The sequence below is a fragment of the Providencia burhodogranariea DSM 19968 genome (assembly GCF_000314855.2).
Classification (GTDB): Bacteria; Pseudomonadota; Gammaproteobacteria; order Enterobacterales; family Enterobacteriaceae; genus Providencia; species Providencia burhodogranariea.
The window spans coordinates 509844-532590 of sequence record NZ_KB233222.1 but is presented as its reverse complement, the minus strand read 5'-3'; the positions used below and the strand labels follow the sequence as shown (position 1 = coordinate 532590).

Below are 22747 nucleotides of genomic sequence, written 5' to 3'. Positions count from 1 at the left end.
CCTTCAGTTAATTGCATCACAATTTAACGCACTGATTGTATTTATCAACACTGTATCTTGTATTCAAAAATCAATTAAATGAACACAAACTATCTTTAGTGCTGTTGAATCAGTGGTTGTACTTTATTATCGATAGCTTCTCTCGCCCTAAAGATACGCGAGCGCACAGTGCCCACAGGGCAATCCATGATCTCTGCAATCTCTTCATAACTTAAACCATCAAGCTCCCTGAGTGTTATCGCCATTCTTAAATCTTCAGGTAACGACTCAATGGTTCGAAAAACTACCTTCTTCAACTCTTCAGACAACATTAAGTTCTCTGGGTTCGAAATTTCTTTCAAGGCGCTGGCATTTTCATAGTTTTCTGCATCGCTTGCTTCAAGGTCTGACGCAGGAGGACGCCTATCTTGAGCAACTAAATAATTTTTAGCCGTATTTACTGCAATACGATATAGCCAAGTATAAAAAGCACTATCACCACGAAACGATCCAATCGCACGATAAGCTTTGATGAATGACTCCTGAGCAACGTCAGGTACATCTGCTTGTGGTACGTAACGCGAAACTAAACTTGCGACTTTATGCTGGTATTTAATAACCAGCAAATTAAACGCTTTTTGATCGCCTTTTTGGACTTTTTCGACCAACACCTGGTCTGTCAGTTGCTCGCTCATTACAGGGGAAATCTCCCGTACTCTAGCTGTAAAATTTTTAACTTGATCATGGTCTCCCTTCCTAAAGCAAGCGATACTTTGAGTAATAAAAATAAGTGAAGTTCAATTTAATATAAAAAAATAATAAAAAACTTACAAAAATAATGCATTTCTATTGATATACGATCCTAGGAATCCCTAATTAATTAGCCTTGCTAATTATCTTACAGTCCTATGTAGCATACAGATTTATCTCTATCAACGCCAAAATTCAACCTCAGCTAAATGATCTTTGTATAGATTACACCCGCGATATCTCTACAAATGGCATTGAATAGTTTGATAGGCTAATATGATACTTCAAATACATACTATAAACATGCAAACACTTATGAACGATTCCACACAGCATTACACTGATATTCTTATTATTGGTAGCGGTGTCGCAGGGCTTTCAGCCGCATTACGGCTCGCACCATTTCATCAAGTGACCATTCTAAGTAAAAGTACCTTAAATGAAGGGGCATCATACTATGCCCAAGGCGGAATTGCTGCTGTTTTTGATGATACCGATAGCATTGAATCACATGTAGAAGATACGTTAATTGCAGGCGCTGGTATATGCGAAAAACACACAGTCGAATTTATTGCTTCGAATGCTAAAACCTGTGTTCAGTGGTTAATAGATCAGGGTGTATTATTTGATACCGAAATTACTGAAGCGGGTGAAATACAATATCACTTAACTCGTGAAGGTGGGCATAGCCATCGCCGTATACTTCACCATGCAGATGCTACAGGTAAAGAAGTCGAAACGACATTAGTAAATCTCGCATCGAACCATCCTAATATCAATGTTAAAGAACGTTATAATGCTGTTGACCTTATCCGATCAGATAAAACAAATATAGCTGGTGAAACTCGTATTGTTGGTGCTTACGTTTGGAATCGCCAAAAAGAGCAAGTAGAAACTATACGAGCCAAAATTGTCATTTTAGCAACTGGCGGAGCTGCAAAAGTCTATCAATATACCACTAATCCTGATATCTCATCAGGTGATGGTATTGCTATGGCATGGCGTATTGGTTGCAGCGTAGCTAACCTTGAATTTAATCAATTTCATCCAACCTGTTTATTCCATCCCCAAGCACGTAATTTTTTACTAACCGAAGCATTACGAGGGGAAGGAGCCTATTTGAAACGGCCTGATGGAAGCCGCTTCATGCCTGATTATGATGAGCGTTTTGAGCTAGCACCGCGAGATATTGTGGCGAGAGCAATTGACCACGAAATGAAACGTTTAGGCGCAGATTGCATGTATCTAGATATTAGCCACAAACCCGCGAGCTTCATTAAAAGTCACTTCCCCACCATCTATGAAAAATTAATAACCTTGGGTCTAGATCTCACCAAGGAGCCTATCCCTATCGTTCCAGCTGCTCACTATACTTGTGGCGGTGTTCGAGTTAACCAAGTCGGCATGACTGACATTAACAACCTCTATGCCATTGGTGAAGTTAGCTATACCGGCTTGCACGGAGCAAACCGCATGGCGTCTAATTCCCTATTGGAGTGCTTAGTTTATGGCTGGTCGGCAGCAGAGCATATAACTGCTACGATCTCGCAGGTCGACCATATTTCTATGCTTCCCGAGTGGGATGATAGCCGAGTCCACAATTCTGATGAACAAGTCATTATTCAGCACAATTGGCATGAACTACGGCTCTTTATGTGGGATTATATGGGAATAGTCAGAACCAGCAAACGTTTAGAACGTGCCTTACGCCGTATCGACTTATTACAACAAGAAATTCATGATTACTATGCAAATTTCCGTATTTCAAATAATTTACTCGAACTTAGGAATCTCGTCCAAGTTGCTGAATTAATGGTACACAGCGCATTAGAACGCAAAGAAAGTCGTGGGTTACATTACACGTTAGATTACCCTGAATTACTTGAACATTCTGGTCCAACCATCCTTTACCCCAAATAGTTGGGGTTTTGTCATCATATGACATCAATAAAGATATCCCGATGAACATAGAAACAACTGTGATTCGGGTGTCTAAGTGCGATATCTTATGAATAACATACCAGATTCTGCTTAGGCTATAATGACAATAATCGTTAATATTATTAATAATCATCTAAATATACCTTTATCAATATTTAAGATAAAAATCTCTAATAAGCTTTTGAAAATCATCGGTATAAATTTTGTTGTCTACTTCTTTCAAAGTTAATATTGAAACATGTGATTCTACTGCTTCAAGAGTTAAACCTAGTAATACTCGATGAAAAGCGGTAGTGACTTTGTCTCGAATATTAACTCGATAAGCTGTAGACCATCCTTCAGCATGTGCCATTAACTCTACACTCTCACCTACATCATAAGGTAGAACAAGGCAAAATATGCCTTGAGGTGCTAAACAACGCTTAGAGCAATCTAACAAGGTTTTATGAGTTAATGTTGAAGTATAACGAGCTTGGTCACGCTGCTCACTGCTGCAAGATACCGCGGGTTCAAAATATGGAGGGTTGCTCACAATTAAGTCATATTGATGTTTTTCGAACTCACTAAATTCAATAATATCTTGATTAAAAACCCGTAGACGCTCTGTCCATCTTGATTCAGAAAAGTTTTCTTGAGCTTGTTCTGCCGCCTTTATATCTAACTCAACAGCATCAATAAGCAATCGTTCATTTCGTTGAGCGAGCATCAATGCAATTAATCCACTACCACTACCAATATCTAATGCTTTTTTAGCTTCATGAATAGGAGCCCATGCACCAAGTAATACTCCATCAGTCCCTACTTTCATTGCACAGCGATCATGGCCAATAAAGAATTGCTTAAAGGTAAAACCGCCTTTGCGATAATTTTTTTTCACATTATTCATTCGATCACTCTTAACCGTATGCCTTTTATTAAAAACTGCGTATATAACAATTAAAAAAGAAATTATCTTTTATTTTTCACAATATTATTCTCATATAATAAGAATCTTATTTGAGACAAAAAAAATTTACTGCTAAGTTCAAAAAAAGAGGCTGCCATGAATAGCACAAACAGAGCATTGAATATTTTATCATACATCACTACGAGTTCAGTTCCAGTGACTCCACAAGTGATTTCTAAATCATTAAATATTCCTGTTTCTACTGTTTATCGCTTGTTAACTATTCTCATAAATTGGGAATTTGTGACTTATGCTAAACAATATGGCACTTACACCATCGGTGCGCAGAGTATCAAAACTCAAGAAAAATACTATGACTACAGCCTATTAATGAATTCATCAAAACTAGAACTTCAAGTACTTAGCAAAAAAACACAGGAAACGGTAGCTATTATTACCTCAAATCTATGTGAAACCATTTGTGTCGACATGATTGAAAGCTCTCAAACATTACGTTGTTCTTTTGTGATTGGCCGAGGTAATACCTTGATTAAAGGTGCAAGCGCTAAAACATTGCTAGCTTTTCGGAATAAAGATTACCAATCATTAGTGTTTGAAACTCTTGAACAACAATTGCAACAACCTGAAAGTATTCAGCAATTAAAGCAAGCATTAACACAAATCCACCAGCAAGGTTATGGTGTTTCATTGAGTGAAATTGATGATGGTGTCTTAGGTGTCTCCGCACCTATTTTTAAAGGTAATGATGTCATTGCTGTCATTTCTGTGATGGCGCCTGAATTCCGTTCAACTCATCGAATTGACGAGTTTATCTCTGAATGCCGTCAAGCCGCTGATAACATAACAAAATTGATTAATCAGGAGTAATTATGGCGACACCTTTTATTTGGCAAGGCCGTATTGATGGGGAAACAGAAGAGCATCTACGTATCCATCAAGTAATGAATAGATATACTCCCACACAATTTACTTTAGTTGGTTTTGCATCTGATGAAGGTGTTAAACGTAACAAAGGCCGATTAGGAGCAAAAGCAGGGCCTGATGCTATTCGCCAGCAACTTGCTGGATTACCACTACATCGACCACTAGCCATTCGTGATGCTGGCACTGTTTATTGTGATGATGGTAATTTAGAAACAGCACAACGCCATCTTTCTGATGAAATCATTGATATTTTATCTTTAAATCAAACACCAATTATTTTAGGCGGCGGTCATGAAGTAGCTTTCGCTAGCTTTCAAGGTTTATTTGATTTTGTTGCCAAAAATAAGCCCACAAAAATCATTGGGATCATTAATTTTGATGCACATTTCGATTTACGCTCTGCGTTTGAAGCAACCTCAGGTACTCCATTCTTACAATCAGCAATGTTATGTAAGCAATATAATCGGCCTTTTAATTACCTCTGTTTAGGCATAGCTGATCATGGCAATACTAAAGTACTGTTTGATACAGCAGATGATTTAGGCTGTCATTATATTAGAGACAAATATCTCACGCCCTCGCAATTACCTAAAGCCATTCAACAAATTGAACAATTTATTAATAAAGTTGATTACCTCTATGTCACTGTTGACCTTGATGTTTTTTCAGCTTCTATTGCACCTGGAGTAAGTGCTCCCGCAGCAAAAGGGATTAACACTGAGATTTTTGATGAATTATTTGCGGTAATTAAAGCTAGCGGGAAAATATCTGTATTTGATATAGCAGAATGTAACCCTGAATTTGATATCGATAATCATACCTCGAAATTAGCAGCTTATTTAATTTATCAATTTTTATTTTAAGTGAAATACCAATTTAGCCCTTTGAATTTCAAGTTATCGCTAGGCTGCAAGCGTATGAACTCCTAGGCGAATGTCTGAAGGCCTTAGTGTACAAGTCTACGACTGTAGCTGCTATTGCAGCAGCTACAGTCGTACTTATTACTGGTTGTATTTGTTATTTTCAGACTATTAGATAAAAACTATGATGCCGCCGTAATGTGTGTGTGGGTTTAATAGGTCATGGATTAAGTACTACACCAAATGCAATGGCAAATATGTCTTCAGTTTGTGAACGTTACAAACAAGTTTCAATGAAAGCCTTTATGATTGCCCCTTTAAGTGGTGCTGTACTGATTGATTTAGTTGGTATCCCTTACCATACTTGGCTGATCAACATTCTCAGTTAAGTGTTTTTCACCTATAGAAAACACTTTTTATGGCAATATTACTGCCAGCCGAGAACTAAAACAGGTACACTTCGCTGAAAGATGAATATTTTAAGATGAACAATTTGGCTAACCTGTTTATAATCAGCGCCCCAAATAGAGGTATATCATGACTGCAACCACATTTTCTGAACTTGAACTAGATGAAAGCCTGATTAACGCGCTGGCAGATAAAGGCTATGAACGCCCTACTGCGATACAGGAAGCTGCGATCCCTCCAGCAATGGATGGCCGTGACATTTTAGGTTCAGCCCCTACTGGCACAGGGAAAACAGCAGCATTTTTGCTGCCAGCCATTCAACACTTACTTGATTTTCCAAGAAAAAAATCAGGTCCTCCGCGAGTTCTCGTATTAACACCAACACGTGAACTGGCAATGCAGGTTGCAGAGCAAGCAAAAGAGTTATGCGCACATAATCATCTAGATATCGCCACTATTACTGGTGGTGTCGCCTATATGAACCATGCTGAAGTTTTCAGTGAGAACCAGGATATCGTCGTTGCGACCACTGGCCGCTTACTTCAATACATCAAAGAAGAAAATTTTGACTGCCGTGCCGTTGAGATTCTTATTCTTGATGAAGCCGACCGTATGCTTGATATGGGCTTCGCGAATGATATCGAAACAATTGCAGGTGAAACACGCTGGCGTAAGCAAACCATGCTGTTTTCCGCAACTCTTGAAGGCGAAGCAATTCGTGATTTTTCAGAGCGTCTTTTAGAAGACCCGATTGAAATTGATGCAGAGTCTTCTCGTCGCGAACGTAAAAAAATACAACAATTTTATTATCGTGCAGATACGTTAGAACATAAAACAGCTTTATTATGTCATCTGATAAAACAGGATGATGTGACTAAATCAATTGTATTTGTACGTAAACGTGAACGCATTCGTGAAGTAGTACAATGGTTACGTGATGCAGGCATTGAACCTTGTTATCTTGAAGGTGAAATGGTTCAAGCAAAACGTACCGAAGCTGTTCGTCGACTTGTTAGTGGACAGGTAAAAGTACTTGTGGCAACTGATGTCGCATCTCGTGGTTTAGATATTGATGATGTCAGCCATGTTTTTAACTTTGATTTACCATACACTGCTGATGTTTACCTACACCGTATTGGACGCACAGGCCGCGCTGGCAAAAAAGGGACTGCAATTTCGCTAGTTGAAGCGCATGATTATCCTTTATTCGGAAAAGTGACTCGTTATATTGAAGATCCAATTAAAATACGAGTTGTTGACTCTCTACGTCCTACGACCAAAGCGCCATCAGATGCAATGTTGAATAAGCCAAAACCATCAAAGAAAGTTCTGGCGAAACGTAAAGAGAAGAAAAAAGAAGAAGAGACTAAAAAGAAAGAAAAAGTCCGTCTTCGTGATAAGAAAAATATTGGTAAACGCCGTAAACCTACAAATCCTATTGTGGCAGAAAGCAAAGATAAAACAGAATAATTTGATTTACGGGCTTCGGCCCGTTTTTTATTTCATCATTTGGTTAAGTTTTTTTTGTATCATTTTTCCTTGATAAGAAAGTGAATCCACGTTAACCATATGATTATTTAATATATCACTACAATTATAACCTTGATTATTTCTAATGCGCCAATTCGCACCTTGACTGAGTAATAATTCCGCAACTAATAACGCATGGCTATTTAAAGCCTCATGTAGCGGTGTATTACCAAAACTATCTATATCATTGACCGCAAAATTATTCTTTAAGAGCACCCTTGACTGAGCCAATCTTCCTGTTTGGGCTGTAAGATGTAAATAAGTTCTTTCGTGACCTAAATGATGTTTTTTAATTTCACTTGCGTAGGATGAATCAAATAGAAGCTTCATAAATTCGGCATTAATTGACCTGACTGAATAACTGACAAGTTCACTAATATTTACAGGCTTATTGCTCAATGTGACTAGCTTCGAAAATTCAGTAATATTTTCTTGTTGAATACTTTTTTGACAACAACCTTTCCAGCTTTTTAATTCATTGTTATTAAATAAAAGTAACTCATCATTAAATTTTTCAAGTTGCTCATAACTATCGTTATAAATCATGTCAGCATAATGTTCCCATGGTGCGAAATGACACATCATTTTAAGAATTTTGAACATAGAATGAGCGATAAAATTCCTTGTTACATAATTATGAGGCAGCCAATCTAACCAAGAACTATTTTTACCGTGATAATCTAATAGAATTTTATTCCCCAACGCTGGTGGAGCTGGTTTTAATGATTGTAACCAATCCAACCAGTCATAACGGACAACATAATATCGCACCAATCCATCTTCAGACATTTTTTTTGCTTTATAATAATCCATTCCAATTTGCTTTAAGGTATTAGCTGAGACCCCTGCGGAAGTGAATGAAATACAGGGTGATTGGCTGGCTATGGAAGCAAATGTTGCAAGACCTCCGCCTAATGAGTGCCCTGTACAGATCATTTTACCATTAACTGCTTTATACAAAATATTAGCTAAGTTAATTGCTTGGAAATATTGAGGCTCAAAATAACCGAGTCCTTGACGTAAATCTGCATATATATCTATCAACTCATTAGAACCGCCAAAACTAATAATATACAAATCATAATAACGACAAATATTTGCTTCAAATCCAGTTGATTTATCTCTTAATAAGCTTGAATCAATACCAAGTTCCTTAAGCTGTTGATGATTAAGTCTCTCTATCTCATATATGGTTTTCCAATTTTTAAAATAAACACCATTTGCAATTAAACCTAAAAGATAGTCATTGCTTTGGGGATTACGGCCCCAAAATTGCTCAGCTGATATAGTACGAGGCCATGCATTAATTTTAGAGCATGAAGGTGAAAGCAACGTTTTTCGTTGATAAAAATTAACCGTTTCTCTGATAAGGGAAACTTCATTCTCATAAAATTGAGGATATGTGATCTGATTAATTGTAGACATAGACTCTCCCGAATAATGGTAGAACAAGGGAGATAATTAAAGTGGAAATTACTAGAAGGAAAAACAATGTACTTTATTAGAGGAATACAAAAAAGCCATTTAATTCAATGGCTTTTAAAATTATAAACTAATATATGTATTTTAAACTATACAGCTATTATAGACTTTCAGTGAAAGTACGAGTAATAACATCACGTTGCTGTTCTGGGGTCAGTGAGTTGAACCGTACAGCATAGCCTGAAACACGAATAGTCAACTGAGGATATTTCTCAGGATTTTTAACAGCATCTTCTAATGTTTCACGGCTCAGAACATTAACATTTAAATGCTGACCGCCTTCAACCCGGACCGTTGGCTTAACCTCTAAAGGAACTTCACGGTACTCAAAAGCACCCAATTCATCTTTAGCTACAACTTGTCCTTCGTTATAATCAGCTTTTGCACAAACACAACGTGCTTCGTTTTTCTCTTCATCAAGTAACCAAAAAGAATTCAATAAAGCTGTATTTTCAGTTTTAGTAATTTGAATACCTGTAATCATGTCAACCTCCACGTTCGGGCAGGATTTAGATAAATCCGTTCATTTAACTGTTAATTGGCTATATGGTCTAACCAATGTCTCTATACACTATATACCAGCTAGCCCTCTCAGGTTCTTTGATATTAATCAATAATTTCGAGTGGCAATTAACCAATTAAAGGTCAACACCATGTTTTAAATCAATTTTCACGCTCCACATAAAATCAAAAATTTTAACCATAGTTAAAAATTATTTTAATTAAATATATGGAAACTCACCTTTATATCTCGAAGCTGAACCAGTAAGCTTATAGCTATATTTGATTATTATAGGAATTTTCATGTCAAACACTCAAACATGGCACGATGTTATCGGCGCAGAAAAAGATCAAACCTATTTTAAAGATACGCTAGCTTATGTAGCTAATGAACGAGAGAAAGGAAAAACAATTTTTCCACCACAACAAGATGTCTTTAACGCCTTTCGATATACAGAGCTCGCGGATGTTAAAGTGGTTATTTTAGGGCAAGATCCCTACCATGGCCTAGGACAAGCGCATGGCTTATCTTTTTCAGTTCTTCCTGGCATTAAACCACCACCATCATTAGTCAATATGTACAAAGAATTAGAAAAAGATATCCCAGGTTTTATACGCCCCAAACATGGCTATTTACTTAGTTGGGCACACCAAGGTGTATTGTTATTAAATACAGTCTTAACCGTTGAACAAGGAAAGGCACATTCTCATGCACATTTAGGTTGGGAAACATTTACAGATAAGGTGATAGCAACCATCAATGAACACAGAAAAGGCGTTATTTTCCTGTTGTGGGGCTCACATGCTCAAAAAAAAGGTCGCATCATTGATACTAAACGTCATCATGTCCTAAAGGCTCCACATCCCTCCCCACTGTCTGCTCATCGTGGCTTCTTAGGCTGCCAACATTTCTCACAAACCAATGACTTATTACAACAACAAGGGCTTAAGCCTATCGATTGGAATCCAGTAATTGAAGACTAACCATTACCTATAGACATAAAAAAACCGGGAGACCTAACATCGCCCGGTTTTAGATTAAATATTTGAAATAGCTTTATTTTGACACAATAACCATTGCAGGTCTTAATAAACGACCATTTAAAACATAACCTTTTTGCATAACATCAATCACTTGATTTGGCTGATGAGCTGGCGATTCTATCATCGTCATCGCTTGATGAACTTCTGGATTAAATGCCACATTAGATTCAGCAACAACTTCAATTCCAAATTTTTCTACAGCACTTAAAAAGGTTTTTAGCGTTAAATCTAACCCTTCTAGCATTGCCTTAGAATTTTCATTTTCATGATCAGCTGCATCGATAGCGCGTTCCAAATTATCGATAACAGGCAATAACTCGTTAGAAAATTTCTCAAGAGCAAATTTATGTGCTTTTTCGATATCTTGTTCAGTACGACGACGAATATTTTCAATTTCTGCATGCGCACGTAACATTGCTTCACGTTCAACTTTCCGTGAAGCAACAAGTTCTTCTTCTAGCTCAGCAATACGCGCTGTTAATTCTTGCACATCCGCTTGTGATTCTGCCTGCTCTGCGTCCAGCTCTTGCTCTGTTTTTTGTGTTTCATTCAGCTCAGGGGCTTGCTCATCATGCATGTTTTGTTCTTTACTACTCATGAATATCTCCGCGTATTTAGCATTAATCCCATCTAATAGAGTATTATGGGGATATAAAACAGGGATTCAAGGGAAGTTATGCAATGAAAGACCAAAAAAATATGCGTAAAAATAAAAGCACGCAAAAAATACATTTTAAAACTATCGGCATTGTAGGTCATCCACGGCATCCTGAAGCTTTGTCCACCCATGAACTAATCTACAATTGGCTGCTATCAAAAAATTATAACGCTATTATTGATAAACAAGTCGCCAAAGATTTAAATCTGCAAAATGCAAATACAGGTAATCTTACTGAGATAGGACAACTAGCAGATTTAGTCATCGTTGTTGGTGGGGATGGCAATATGCTTGGCGCTGCCAGAATTTTGTCTCGATATAATAACAAAGTAATTGGTATTAACCGCGGAAATTTAGGGTTTCTTACTGATCTAGACCCTGATAATGCTTTACAGCAACTTTCTCGTGTACTTGAGGGCGAATATCATGAAGAGCAACGTTTTTTGCTTGAAGCACAGGTGATAAAACCTAATCAAAAAGCACGTAAAAGCAGTGCTATCAATGAGATAGTTTTGCATCCGGGTAAAGTGGCTCATATGATTGAATTTGAAGTCTACATTGATGACCGTTTTGCTTTTTCACAACGCTCTGATGGGCTAATTATTGCAACTCCAACTGGCTCAACAGCCTACTCATTATCAGCTGGTGGCCCTATCTTAATGCCTAATTTAGATGCAATTGTACTAGTACCTATGTTTCCCCACACTCTTTCATCCCGTCCATTAGTTATCAGCAGTGATAGCAGTATTCGATTGAAATTTTTACGTAATAATATTGACTATGAAGTGAGTTGTGATAGCCAAATTATGCTTCCTATACAAGATGGAGAAGAGGTTGTTATTAAACGAAGTAATAAAAGCCTCAACCTTGTTCATCCAAAAGACTATAACTATTTCAATACACTAAGTTCAAAACTAGGATGGGCGAAAAAACTTTTTAATTTTTTCCATCTGCCTCTTTACTGTATAAAAAAACAGGATACACTGTACGCAAACACAGGTGTTTATTTTCACAGGAGAGCGCAGATGCTTACCCAACTTACCATTAATAATTTTGCTATCGTTCGTGATCTGGAAATTGATTTTCGTAGCGGTATGACCACAATTACGGGTGAAACTGGTGCAGGTAAATCTATCGCTATTGATGCACTAGGACTCTGTTTGGGTAATAGAGGCGAGACTAATATGGTTCGTCCCGGTGCGCAAAGAGCTGATTTATGCGCGCGCTTCTCCTTAATAGACGCAGAAAAGGCCACAAAATGGCTTATTTCTCATGAGCTAGATAATCACAATGAATGCCTTTTACGTCGCACCATAACCATTGATGGCCGCTCGCGAGGGTTTATTAATGGCACTGCTGTGCCGCTCTCACAACTTCGTGAACTTGGTACCTTGCTCATTCAAATTCACGGCCAGCACGCACACCAGCTTTTACTCGATAATGCACATCAAAAATCATTGCTAGATGCCTACGCCAATCAGCAAGATTTACTTTCACAGATGAAACAATCATGGCAGAAATGGCACGACTCTTGCCAGCAACTCGCTATGTTCCAAAAACAGATGCAAGAACGCGAATCGCGCCAACAATTACTTGATTATCATTTAAAAGAACTCAGTGAATTTTCTCCGATCCAAGGTGAGTTTGAAAATATCGAGCAAGAATATAAGCAACTCGCAAATTACGGGCAATTCTTAATGCTTGGGCAAAACGCTATGCAAATTTTGTCTGATAATGATGATGCCAATATTCTAAGTTTGTTAAATATTGCTAAAAGTGAACTTGATGAATTAGCGTCTTTAGATACTAAATTTTCTAGTTTATTAGATATGCTTGAAGAAGCATCCATTCAAGTTAGCGAAGTAAGCGAGGAACTCAGGCATTATTGTGGTCAATATGAGCTGGATCCTAATCGTTTGTTTGAGCTTGAACAGCGTATTTCAAAACAAATAAGTCTTTCTCGCAAACACCATATCACGCCAGAAGCTTTGCCTGATTTGTATCAGCAACTATTGGATGAACAAGAAAAAATAGCGAGTCAAAGCGAAGATTGTGAAGTATTAAGCGAGCAAGTACGAGCTGATCATCAACAAGCTATTGTGTGCGCTCAAACTCTACACCATATTCGTTTAGAGTACGCACAAGAACTTAGCCAATTAATTACCAATAGTATGCACCAACTCTCTATGCCTCATGGGCAATTTACTATTGATATTAGATTCACTCCAGAACATTTACAACCAGATGGAGCTTGTAAAGTTGAATTTAATGTCACGACAAACCCGGGGCAACCACATCAAGCACTTGCTAAGGTTGCATCTGGTGGTGAGTTATCACGCATTGCACTAGCTATCCAAGTCATAACAGCTAAAAAAATGGATACTCCCGCTCTGATTTTTGATGAAGTAGATGTCGGAATTAGTGGTCCTACCGCTGCCATAGTAGGAAAATTATTACGTGAGTTAGGGGAATCAACGCAGGTTATGTGTGTAACACATTTACCTCAAGTTGCAGGCTGTGGGCACTATCATTTTTATGTTAGTAAAGAGACTAACGGAATTGAAACAGAAACACATATGCAACTCCTGGATAAAAAATCACGTTTACAAGAACTTGCTCGTCTTTTAGCTGGCAGTGAAGTCACAAAAAATACACTGGCAAACGCAAAAGAGTTGCTTGCAGCATAAATTTTAACAACTTTTTTGCTCTCATGTGGTCTTAGAGTCAATATGGAAGGTTTTAAATTGTATCAATGTCGATTATCATTGATGTTCTGACTCCAAAAGGAATGAGATATCCATGCGTTATAAACTGTTAACCGCTGCTGCACTATCACTCGCATTAATGTCAACGGGCTGTTCAATGATGGAGCGTCTTGTCTATCACCCTGATATTAACCAAGGTAATTACCTGACAGCGAAAGATGTTGCTAAAATTCAAAAAGGAATGACTCAGCAACAGGTCGCTTATACTTTGGGCACACCAATGTTAACCGACCCGTTTGGTACTCAAACTTGGTATTATGTATTCCGCCAAGAGCTTGGCCATGATCCCGTTACACAAGAGACTTTAACACTCAATTTTGACCGTAACGGAATTCTTACCGAGATCAAAAATGAGAAGAACCTTGCAGCGCAGGAGTCCATGGAAACAAAAGAAATTCAAAACTCGCAACCTAAAGTAGATCCGGTAGCTACAGCGACGAACACTGATGAATCCAAAACTATAGAACCAATTACTGATAAAAAACAAGCAACTTCATCCACACAAAAATTGCTAACTCATTAAGATTAATTAGCAACCTTGCTATCAGTTGAATATGTAATAACTACCTGCACTACAATTATCTAAGCAGGTAGTTATTATCCTTTAAAATCACTCTTCTATCCCCCCCAATTCAATAAGCTAAGAATAAATTTTGACTAACTAATAGGAATAAAAAAACCGAGAATATTCTCGGTTCAGGTTCACTAGAAGATTTCAAAAAATAACAATTACTTTTTGTTATCCTTAGATTTTTCAGCTCTTTTGCGACGTAGCTCTTTAGGATCAGCAATCAAAGGCCGATATATTTCAACTCGATCGCCTTCCTGTAAGTTATCACTAAGCTTCGCTGGGCGACTATAAATGCCGACCTTATTTTTTTTAAGGTCAATATCTGTTCTTAGTGCAAGAATACCAGAAGCGATAATCGCATCTTCGACTGTCGCATCTTCTGCAATTTTTACCTGCAATAAATATTGTTTTTCAGGTAATGCATAGGTAACCTCTACATTTAACTCAGACACTGTATACATCCTTCGCTCTAAGTGTAAAAGCCTGAACCATATTATTAGCAAGCTCTTTAAAGATTTTGCCAAATGCCAGTTCAATTAATTTGTTGGTAAACTCGAAATCAAGGTGAAATTCAATTTTGCACGCATCTGAGCTTAGAGGGATAAAACGCCATCCACCTGTTAGCTTACGAAAAGGCCCTTCCACCAAATGCATATGGATACATTTATTATCCTCCAGGACATTTTTAGTTATAAAGGTCTTACTGATACCAGCTTTTGAAACTTCCACTGAAGCCGTCATTTCATCATCACTATGACTAATTACACGGCTCGCTACACACCCAGGTAAAAAATTTGGATATGCTATAACATCATTAACAAGTTTGTACATTTGTTCTGCGCTGAACGGAACTAACGCAGAGCGACTAATCTGTGGCATATCAATTCCCATCCCCAAAAACTGCACATATAATACCACCGTTGATTGGTTAAACAAAAAACAAAACCGATTAAGGATAATTATTGCACAATTGGCACATTTTTAAGCGTAGAAAGATTTATTTCAATTCAGCTTACAGTATAATGGCGAAACTATGACAAAGAAAAAAGCTTATAAACCCGGTTCGGCAACAATTGCCATGAACAAACGTGCTCGCCACGAATATTCTATCGAAGAAGAGTTCGAGGCAGGCTTATCCTTACAGGGTTGGGAAGTCAAATCACTACGTGCTGGTAAAGCAAATATCGGTGATAGCTATGTCTTGCTTAGAGATGGTGAAGCATATCTATTTGGTGCAAACTTTACGCCGTTGAATGTAGCATCATCTCATGTTGTCTGCGATCCAACCCGCAGTCGAAAATTGTTATTAAATCAACGAGAATTAGATACTCTTTACGGCAGAGTTAATCGTGACGGTTACACAGTCATCGCTCTTTCACTTTATTGGAAAAATGCTTGGTGCAAAGTCAAAATTGGCGTTGCAAAAGGTAAAAAAGCACATGATAAGCGTTCTGATATAAAAGATCGCGAGTGGCAGTTAGATAAAGCACGTATAATGAAACATTCTAATCGCTAAGTTCTAGCTTTTTAGGATATTTTCCTGTTATACTGCGTTCAACAACTTGGGGCTGATTCTGGATTCGACGGGATTTGCGAAACCCAAGGTGCATGCCGAGGGGCGGTTGGCCTCGTTAAAAGCCGCAAAAAAATAGTCGCAAACGACGAAAACTACGCACTAGCAGCTTAATAACCTGCTTAGAGCCTTCTCTCCCTAGCCTCCGCTTTTAGGACGGGGATCAAGAGAAGTCAAACCCAAAAGAGCTCGTGTGGATGCCTTGCCTGAGGTTGAAGCATTAAATATAATCAGGATAGTTTGTTAGTAGCGTGTCTGTCCGCAGCTGGCAAATGAATTTAAAGACTAGACTAAGCATGTAGTACCGAGGATGTAGAAATTTCGGACGCGGGTTCAACTCCCGCCAGCTCCACCAAATTATCTTCTAAGGACGTCCAAAGAAGACTGAAAAGCCCGCTAACTCAATGAGTTGCGGGCTTTTTTATGTCCTGCGCAGTCTGATGTCACCTAATTAAATCCAATCATCTTAGGCACCTTGATAGGCACCTCGTTAACCTTTATAGTTTTTGAGGTGCCTAAAAACAATGGAACATCAAAAATGGCAAGACAAACCAAACCCTTATCAGCAAAAGAGATCGATGCAGCAAAACCAAAGCAGAGTGATTATGTCCTCTATGATGGCGATGGATTAGAACTATTGGTTAAATCCAATGGCAGCAAGCTGTGGTCATTTCGCTACATTCGACCTCTCACTAAAAAGCGAGCTAAAAAGAGCCTAGGCTCTTACCCTGCCGTCAGCCTTGCGGATGCACGTAGCTATCGCCTTGAAGCAAGAACACTGCTCGCTAAACAAATAGACCCACAAGATCACCATAAAGAGCAAGTCCGTAACAGCTTAGAAGCTAAGACAAATACCTTTCAACTTGTTGCTGAACGTTGGTGGGAAGTGAAGAAGTCCACTGTAACAGAAGACTACGGTAATGATATCTGGCGTTCACTTGAACGAGATGTGTTCCCTGCCATTGGTGACATCAGCGTTACTGATATCAAAGCGCATATATTGGTCCAAGCAATACAACCGGTTCAAGCTAGAGGTGCGCTAGAAACGGTTCGTCGCCTATGTCAGCGTATCAACGAAGTGATGATCTATGCTCAAAATACTGGCTTAATTGATGCCGTACCGAGTATCAATATTGGCAAGGCTTTTGAAAAACCCAAGAAAAAGAATATGCCAAGTATTCCCCCTGATCAGCTACCAAAGCTCATGCAGACAATGCGTACAGCTAGTATTAGCCTATCTACTCGATGCCTGTTCATGTGGCAGCTACTCACCATCTCGCGCCCTGCTGAAGCCGCTGAAGCCCGTTGGGATGAAATCAACTTTGAGACCAAGGAATGGAAGATACCTGCTGCTAGAATGAAGATGAACCGTGAACATACCGTTCCGTTATCTGAAGCTGCTTTAGCTATTCTAGAGCTAATGAAACCTCTCAGTGGTAATCGTGAGTTTATCTTTCCTAGCCGTATCAAGCCGACTCAACCCATGAATAGCCAAACCGTCAATGCTGCATTAAAACGTGCTGGATTCGGCGGTGTACTGGTTTCTCACGGTCTTCGATCAATTGCCAGCACCGCTCTCAATGAGCAAGGCTTCCCACCTGATGTTATCGAAGCCGCCCTAGCCCACGTTGATAAAAACGAAGTTAGACGTGCCTATAATCGTAGTGACTACCTAGAGCAAAGACGCCCTATGATGCAATGGTGGGCTGATTTTATTGAATCGGCTGATAGGGGAAGTATTATTGAAGGCGGGATAAGAGGGATATCGCTAGTTGGGTAATTTGTGCGCCAGTTCGAATTTTAATTGCGCTATAAGAGTACAGGGCTATGCATCGTCTGAATGTTAATTTTGTGCCAGAAGCAGTCTTTGGCTGGGCCTAAAAGTTTTCATTCTGCAGTCAAATTTTGACGACCACTGCATAGTGTATGTACTTCCCACATTAAAAATTTCTTTATCTTTATATACATAAAGATTAAAATGAAAAAGTAGACATAACTTAAATAGACATAATTTGAAGAAATGACTGATAAAAAAGAAAATAACATGTTGATTAATGAAGTTAAAGAGCTTCATGCTTCAATATTAGAAATTAGTAAATCATCTTTTGAAATAAAAAAATTATGTATAACGACCATTGGTATTTTTAATGGTTTCTTTCTATCTAAATTGCATTTTTCTAATGATGCTAAAAGTACCGATTTAGAAATAATACTCACATCAATTTTTGCCACCTTATTAATAACAATACTGTTTCACATTACTGATGCGACAACTTATTTTTTCCAGCGAAAAAATAGAGAGCGTCAATCAAGATTCAAGAAACTTTTATCTATTGAGAGTAATCCAGAACTATTCAATTTAAAAGAAACAAATTGGATTTCTTCTTTTTTTAACTCTAGTATGATCATGTATATAATAATCTACTTAATGGTGAGCATAGCATTAACTTACTTAACAAGTTCGACAAAAATAATGACATGGTTAATATTAATATTTCTTCTATGCATTATTATTCTTTTTGTATTTTGCAAAAAAAAAAGAAAATATTCGTAAGTTATACAACAAGAGGTAATAAAGTAGATATCTATAGCTTGAGATTTATTGAAGGGATGCTACAGCAATTAGGTTATTCTTGTTACATAGACCTACTACATAATGATAGTAAAAACAAGCAACAACGAGTATTTAATGAACTAATCTCATCGGATTATTTTATGGCTATAATTTCAGACAACTATCACTTATCCCCTTGGACCCAAAAGGAAATCACGCTAGCTCGAAAACTAAAAAAAGAAATAATAAAAATTGATTATAAAAAAATCAATGAAGTGCAAGGTGGTCACATTAAAAAAAATGGTAATTCTGATGAAAAATATGATACTTAACTTATATAGTAAAATAATTCATGACCAATGGTATGACCATAAATTTAGAAATAAACATCTCTATGCCATATTTTTAATGTTATTAAATAAAAGATTTGTACTTGTTTTATTAATTATCTCACTAATTTTATTTTATAGTTATCAAGATATTCAATATAATATAGATTGATTGTATTTATCGTTTACAGCAGCAGTGATATTTTTAGGGCAGAAAATCTAATTATAGCTGTCTTATTTTAGGAGTAGTGGAGAAGGGCACTTTCGTGTCAGAAGCTAACGTTTATAACATCATAATACATAAAATCCATGATAATTATGCTCACCATCCACAAAGTTAGCAGAAGATATCAACAGCCAGTGCGTCCTCGTAATTACAATGGATAATGAGCAACGGAGCGACAGTACGAAATTCAGTCCTAAACACTAGGCTGTGCCCAAAGTTCTTCAAGATTTACATCATCACTGCTGGGTCTATGCTGCTTTAGCAACGGATCAATTTTTAAGATCATTGGCAGATCAAATGCTGTTCCTGTGACCACGCAACAACCTTTAGCTAGAGTTGGGATGAGAGCCTTGGAACTAGAGTCCAATGTGCTAATTGTGTTGTCCAACAGCATGAGGTCGCGATCGTTTACCAATCGGTGTATGAAAAAGTTGTGAATCTGAGAAACAATGGTCGGTGAAATGTCGGCTGGCCTCTGACTGGATAGTGTGAGGTAGACGCCATACTTTCGCCCTTCCTTGATGATTTCTTCAAAGAGTTCAAGTCGGTAGTCTTTCCAGATTTCATGCTCGCGAGTAGACTGCTCAGACAAAATATTGTGAGCCTCGTCAATGATGAGGTGAAGAGTCCGACTCGGTGGACTCTTAAGGCTCTCAGCGTCCTTATGATTTATATAGAAATTCTTGGCTATGAGCAATGGCAAGATCTTCTTTATCTCATTCTTACATTTCTTCAAAGATATAACATGTAAGACATGTGGTTGTGGTGCCTCATCAACAATTTCAAGAACATTGCGAAGAGCCGAGATGGATGATTTGGCTCTGGCAAGAACAGGCTGAATGTGTTCATATTGAGCATAACCGAATACGACATCTGAACAGAGTTGAAGGTAGCATCTCAAGATGAGTTCGTCGAACTGGTCGACTCCGTCCAAATCAATATGCTCATCAATTATGGGCTTGATATTTTCGTCAAAGCCATTGCCATTTGAATTATAGTAAACTCCGTTGCTGTGCCTAAAATACTTATCTTTGTTATAATAAGTAATTCCCTTCAGATGCTCCTGCAACGAATCGCATTCAATCATTCGCGCAATTTCACGCCCCAAGTCTAATGCATCTGATTTCGCCTCACCAGTGCTAAAAACTTTCTCAAAAACCTTTTCCACATACCTTTTGAGCGGCGTAGTCCTAAATTTGTTCTTGCCAGACAGAACGCGACGCAAGAATGGCTGTTGTGTGTTAGTAGTGGCCTGGAATAAAAGACTCAAGGTTTCTACATCCCAAAAATGAACAGCTTCTATCTGAAATTTGTGCTTAGCCTTTTTAGAATCTAGGATAATTATCCGTTTGTCTTTGGCCGATAGGAGCTGGTCTTCAGTGTATTCGCCATTAAAATCAATGATAACGAACTGACTCTTATGCTTCAGTGCATCGATTCTCTCGTTGAAGAGGGTAGTATAAAGCTTTGCTAGCGTATTAGACTTACCGCTTCCTGTGTTACCGAAGATGCCTATATGGCTATTGAATAATCGAGTCCATGGAAGATTGATTGGGACATTCTCTTTAAGCATGGATCCAATAGAAAAACTAGTTATTCCCTCTGTCCCATAGATTTTTCTGAAGTGGTCAACAAAAATTGGTCACGGTTTTAGAGTTTCTCCAATATAATCGTTCCGATTCATTGGGCGTTAATCCACCATTATATTGATGGGGTCTGAGTTGACTGTAATATCCAATTATATAACGGATTATTTGCTGCTGAGCTTCAGTAAAACTTCGATAACCTATCATCGGCACCCACTCTGTTTTTAAACTTCTAAAAAAGCGTTCTATTGGTGCATTATCCCAACAATTTCCTCGGCGAGATAAACTTTGTTTTATTTGATAACGCCATAATAATTGGCGGTAGACTCGGCTTGTATAATGACTTCCTTGATCCGAATGAAACAGAACATTTTTGGGCTTGCCTCTTGATTCAAAAGCCATTGATAACGCTTTTCCTGTTAGCTGGCTATTGGGTGATAAGGACATTGCCCAGCCAATCGGTTTTCGTGCAAACAAGTCCATTACAACAGCTAAATACATCCAACGATTACCCGCCCAAATATAGGTCACATCACCTACCCAAACTTGATCCGGCTCTGTCACTGCAAATTGGCGTGCTAAATAATTCGGTATTTCTACATGCTCTTGCACCGCTTTTTTATACCGATGTTTCGGCATTTGACAACTCACTAAGCCAAGTAATTTCATCAGCTTAGTTGCACGGTAACGCGTTAAAGGAACCTGCTTTGTATTCGATACAATGTCTGCAATAGTACGTGCCCCAGCAGAGCCGTGACTGCTTTCATGGGCTTCCCGTACTAAAGCTCGAAGCCTAACCTGTTCTACTGAAGGCGTCTTGGTGCGATGACACCAATATTGGTAACTACTGCGATGAACCCTGAATACATCACACAATTTTTTAATGCTAAAGCGCCGACTGAGTTTCTCGATCAGCGAGAATTGTTCAGAGAGTCCGACATCACCAGCGCTGTAGCCTTTTTTAAGATCTCATTATGCTCTTCAAGTCGTGCAATTTTCTTTTTCAACTCACGAATTTCAACTTGCTCTGGCGTCATGGGTGAGGCTTTTGGGGAAATACCTTTGCGTTCTAACTCTTTTTCTAAAGCGGCCAGATTATCTGATAATAATTCAACTTCTTGATGATTTTGATGTTCAGTATAATCAAAATAGATCACTGAACGAATGGCTATCCAACCTTCTCCCCAAGGAGAGTCATTATGCAATTTACGAGCTACATCGATAAGTATTTCTCTCATCGCTTCTTGAAACCACATTCCTCTAAACTGATTCGCCAGAATTTGTCGAGCACAGTTTTTCAACTCAAGATCACTTGAGATCCCTAATTGTAATGCAAAATTAATAAAAGTATGACGCCACTCAACCAGTTCATCGTAGTCAGGCTCGAATCCAAAATCTCTAGGCTTAGCGCCAAATTCATACAACCCAATACCTGACCAGAAACCACCATCAAGAGCAGTTGAAAGCATTTTAAGCCCTAAAGATCTACGAGCAACGATATCTGAAGTAAGGCATTCATTCATAATTTCAATACGCTGCTCTATAGAAGCATGGGTGCCTGATAAATATGCTTGAAAGAATTTAGTGAGCTTTTGCCCCGCATCATCATGGTTATTACTTTCTTTTTCATTATCTGCAATTCGAATTAACAATTTAGCACATTGCACAAAGTTTCTAGGCTCATAAGCTAAGGCTTGCAATAGTTTGATAGTCGTTGTTCGACGAGAGTCATAGCGCTTTAACTCTTTGAAATTAGAGTCAATGAGTTCTACCTGAATTCGGTTCAATAACGTATCAGGTGCCACTGGAGCGATATATTCCAACATCCTTATTTGTGAATCATCTAGCTCTAGAATTTTCCCTAACAGTCCTTCAGGTTGTAACCAACCTTCAACAATCTCGATGGCTACAGGATGGTCATGTAACAACCCTAATCGATGAGCAAATGACATTAATAAACGTTGATTGCTCGATGCTTCAAAGGTTGCCCTAAGTTGTTCGGTGGGGATACTATCAAGTGCTGACGATGCTAATCTGTTCGCAATAGCATGAGGTAAAATAGCTCGCCAATGAGCTCTTTTTTGTACAATATGCCTATCTAGTAATTTTTTGGCTGTGCGGAATAATTGGTTTTTAGAATACCCAGAAAGAGAGCCCAA

At 38.2% G+C, this 22747-nt stretch carries 21 protein-coding genes, 1 other RNA gene and 1 pseudogene; 14 read left to right on the top strand and 9 right to left on the bottom strand.

Annotated features, from left to right (window positions below; genetic code table 11):
- Positions 1-95 precede the first annotated feature (95 nt).
- Complete coding sequence (gene rpoE / locus OOA_RS02200; RefSeq protein ID WP_008910491.1) at positions 96-674, bottom strand: RNA polymerase sigma factor RpoE; 579 nt, start codon at positions 672-674, stop codon at positions 96-98.
- A 370-nt stretch (positions 675-1044) separates the two neighbouring features.
- Between rpoE and nadB the strand changes: the two genes are divergently transcribed.
- On the top strand, positions 1045-2649 hold the full coding sequence (gene nadB, locus OOA_RS02195) for an L-aspartate oxidase (protein WP_008910490.1): 1605 nt from the start codon (positions 1045-1047) through the stop codon (positions 2647-2649).
- Between the two features lie 169 nt (positions 2650-2818).
- Here the strand turns inward: nadB and trmN are convergent, their stop codons facing one another.
- Complete coding sequence (gene trmN / locus OOA_RS02190) at positions 2819-3556, bottom strand: tRNA(1)(Val) (adenine(37)-N(6))-methyltransferase TrmN (protein ID WP_008910489.1); 738 nt, start codon at positions 3554-3556, stop codon at positions 2819-2821.
- A gap of 156 nt (positions 3557-3712) precedes the next feature.
- Here trmN and OOA_RS02185 point away from each other — a divergent pair, with 156 nt between their 5' ends.
- The 4 genes from OOA_RS02185 (at position 3713) to srmB (ending at position 7239) form a co-directional block, all read left to right on the top strand.
- A complete protein-coding gene (locus tag OOA_RS02185; protein WP_008910488.1) occupies positions 3713-4444 on the top strand; it encodes an IclR family transcriptional regulator in 732 nt (243 codons plus the stop codon).
- A 2-nt stretch (positions 4445-4446) separates the two neighbouring features.
- On the top strand, positions 4447-5364 hold the full coding sequence (gene hutG / locus OOA_RS02180; protein ID WP_008910487.1) for a formimidoylglutamase: 918 nt from the start codon (positions 4447-4449) through the stop codon (positions 5362-5364).
- Between the two features lie 203 nt (positions 5365-5567).
- Positions 5568-5750 (top strand): sodium/glutamate symporter, encoded by a 183-nt coding sequence (locus tag OOA_RS20830; RefSeq protein WP_040690729.1) that lies wholly within the window; start codon positions 5568-5570, stop codon positions 5748-5750.
- Positions 5751-5898: 148 nt separating this feature from the next.
- Entirely contained in the window at positions 5899-7239 is a 1341-nt protein-coding gene (srmB, locus tag OOA_RS02170) for an ATP-dependent RNA helicase SrmB (protein ID WP_008910485.1), read from the top strand.
- Between the two features lie 27 nt (positions 7240-7266).
- On the opposite strand, the gene OOA_RS02165 is transcribed toward srmB, so the two are convergent.
- A complete protein-coding gene (locus tag OOA_RS02165; protein ID WP_008910484.1) occupies positions 7267-8724 on the bottom strand; it encodes a Tle-like phospholipase domain-containing protein in 1458 nt (485 codons plus the stop codon).
- Positions 8725-8881: 157 nt separating this feature from the next.
- Positions 8882-9265: an autonomous glycyl radical cofactor GrcA gene (gene grcA, locus OOA_RS02160; RefSeq protein WP_008910483.1), complete on the bottom strand. Its 384-nt coding sequence runs from the start codon at positions 9263-9265 to the stop codon at positions 8882-8884.
- 320 nt (positions 9266-9585) lie between these two features.
- Here grcA and ung point away from each other — a divergent pair, with 320 nt between their 5' ends.
- Positions 9586-10266 (top strand): uracil-DNA glycosylase, encoded by a 681-nt coding sequence (gene ung, locus OOA_RS02155; RefSeq protein ID WP_008910482.1) that lies wholly within the window; start codon positions 9586-9588, stop codon positions 10264-10266.
- Between the two features lie 73 nt (positions 10267-10339).
- Here the strand turns inward: ung and grpE are convergent, their stop codons facing one another.
- Entirely contained in the window at positions 10340-10924 is a 585-nt protein-coding gene (grpE, locus tag OOA_RS02150; protein ID WP_008910481.1) for a nucleotide exchange factor GrpE, read from the bottom strand.
- Between the two features lie 101 nt (positions 10925-11025).
- On the opposite strand from grpE, the pseudogene nadK reads away from it, so the two are divergent.
- The 3 genes and pseudogenes from nadK to bamE form a co-directional block, all read left to right on the top strand.
- Positions 11026-11922: pseudogene (nadK, locus tag OOA_RS20825) on the top strand (NAD(+) kinase); the annotation flags it as partial.
- Between the two features lie 87 nt (positions 11923-12009).
- Complete coding sequence (recN, locus tag OOA_RS20820; RefSeq protein ID WP_008910480.1) at positions 12010-13671, top strand: DNA repair protein RecN; 1662 nt, start codon at positions 12010-12012, stop codon at positions 13669-13671.
- A gap of 112 nt (positions 13672-13783) precedes the next feature.
- Entirely contained in the window at positions 13784-14272 is a 489-nt protein-coding gene (gene bamE / locus OOA_RS02140; protein WP_008910479.1) for an outer membrane protein assembly factor BamE, read from the top strand.
- 206 nt (positions 14273-14478) lie between these two features.
- Here the strand turns inward: bamE and OOA_RS02135 are convergent, their stop codons facing one another.
- Together OOA_RS02135 and OOA_RS02130 are read right to left on the bottom strand one after the other, a co-directional pair.
- Positions 14479-14781, bottom strand: a complete 303-nt coding sequence (locus tag OOA_RS02135) for an RnfH family protein (RefSeq protein ID WP_169316240.1) — start codon at positions 14779-14781, stop codon at positions 14479-14481.
- Entirely contained in the window at positions 14765-15199 is a 435-nt protein-coding gene (locus tag OOA_RS02130) for a type II toxin-antitoxin system RatA family toxin (protein WP_008910477.1), read from the bottom strand. The genes OOA_RS02135 and OOA_RS02130 overlap by 17 nt, the downstream gene beginning before the upstream one ends.
- A 154-nt stretch (positions 15200-15353) precedes the next feature.
- On the opposite strand from OOA_RS02130, the gene smpB reads away from it, so the two are divergent.
- The 5 genes from smpB (at position 15354) to OOA_RS02110 (ending at position 18779) form a co-directional block, all read left to right on the top strand.
- Positions 15354-15836: an SsrA-binding protein SmpB gene (smpB, locus tag OOA_RS02125; RefSeq protein WP_008910476.1), complete on the top strand. Its 483-nt coding sequence runs from the start codon at positions 15354-15356 to the stop codon at positions 15834-15836.
- A 48-nt stretch (positions 15837-15884) separates the two neighbouring features.
- Positions 15885-16248, top strand: a transfer-messenger RNA (tmRNA) gene (gene ssrA / locus OOA_RS19925).
- Positions 16249-16431: 183 nt separating this feature from the next.
- Positions 16432-17673 (top strand): integrase, encoded by a 1242-nt coding sequence (locus tag OOA_RS02120; protein WP_008910475.1) that lies wholly within the window; start codon positions 16432-16434, stop codon positions 17671-17673.
- Between the two features lie 240 nt (positions 17674-17913).
- Entirely contained in the window at positions 17914-18447 is a 534-nt protein-coding gene (locus OOA_RS21185; RefSeq protein ID WP_169316238.1) for a hypothetical protein, read from the top strand.
- Positions 18372-18779 carry a toll/interleukin-1 receptor domain-containing protein gene (locus OOA_RS02110; RefSeq protein WP_083880260.1) on the top strand — a complete coding sequence of 136 codons (408 nt, stop codon included), beginning with the start codon at positions 18372-18374 and terminating at the stop codon, positions 18777-18779. The genes OOA_RS21185 and OOA_RS02110 overlap by 76 nt, the downstream gene beginning before the upstream one ends.
- Before the next feature lie 416 nt (positions 18780-19195).
- Here the strand turns inward: OOA_RS02110 and OOA_RS02100 are convergent, their stop codons facing one another.
- Both OOA_RS02100 and OOA_RS20690 read right to left on the bottom strand, forming a co-directional pair.
- On the bottom strand, positions 19196-20575 hold the full coding sequence (locus OOA_RS02100; protein ID WP_008910471.1) for an ATP-binding protein: 1380 nt from the start codon (positions 20573-20575) through the stop codon (positions 19196-19198).
- Between the two features lie 55 nt (positions 20576-20630).
- A protein-coding gene (locus OOA_RS20690) for an IS3 family transposase (RefSeq protein ID WP_419177163.1) occupies positions 20631-21793 on the bottom strand; the annotation gives its coding sequence in 2 pieces (ribosomal slippage) (positions 20631-21556 and positions 21556-21793; 1164 coding nt in all).
- Between the last annotated feature and the right edge of the window lie 954 nt (positions 21794-22747).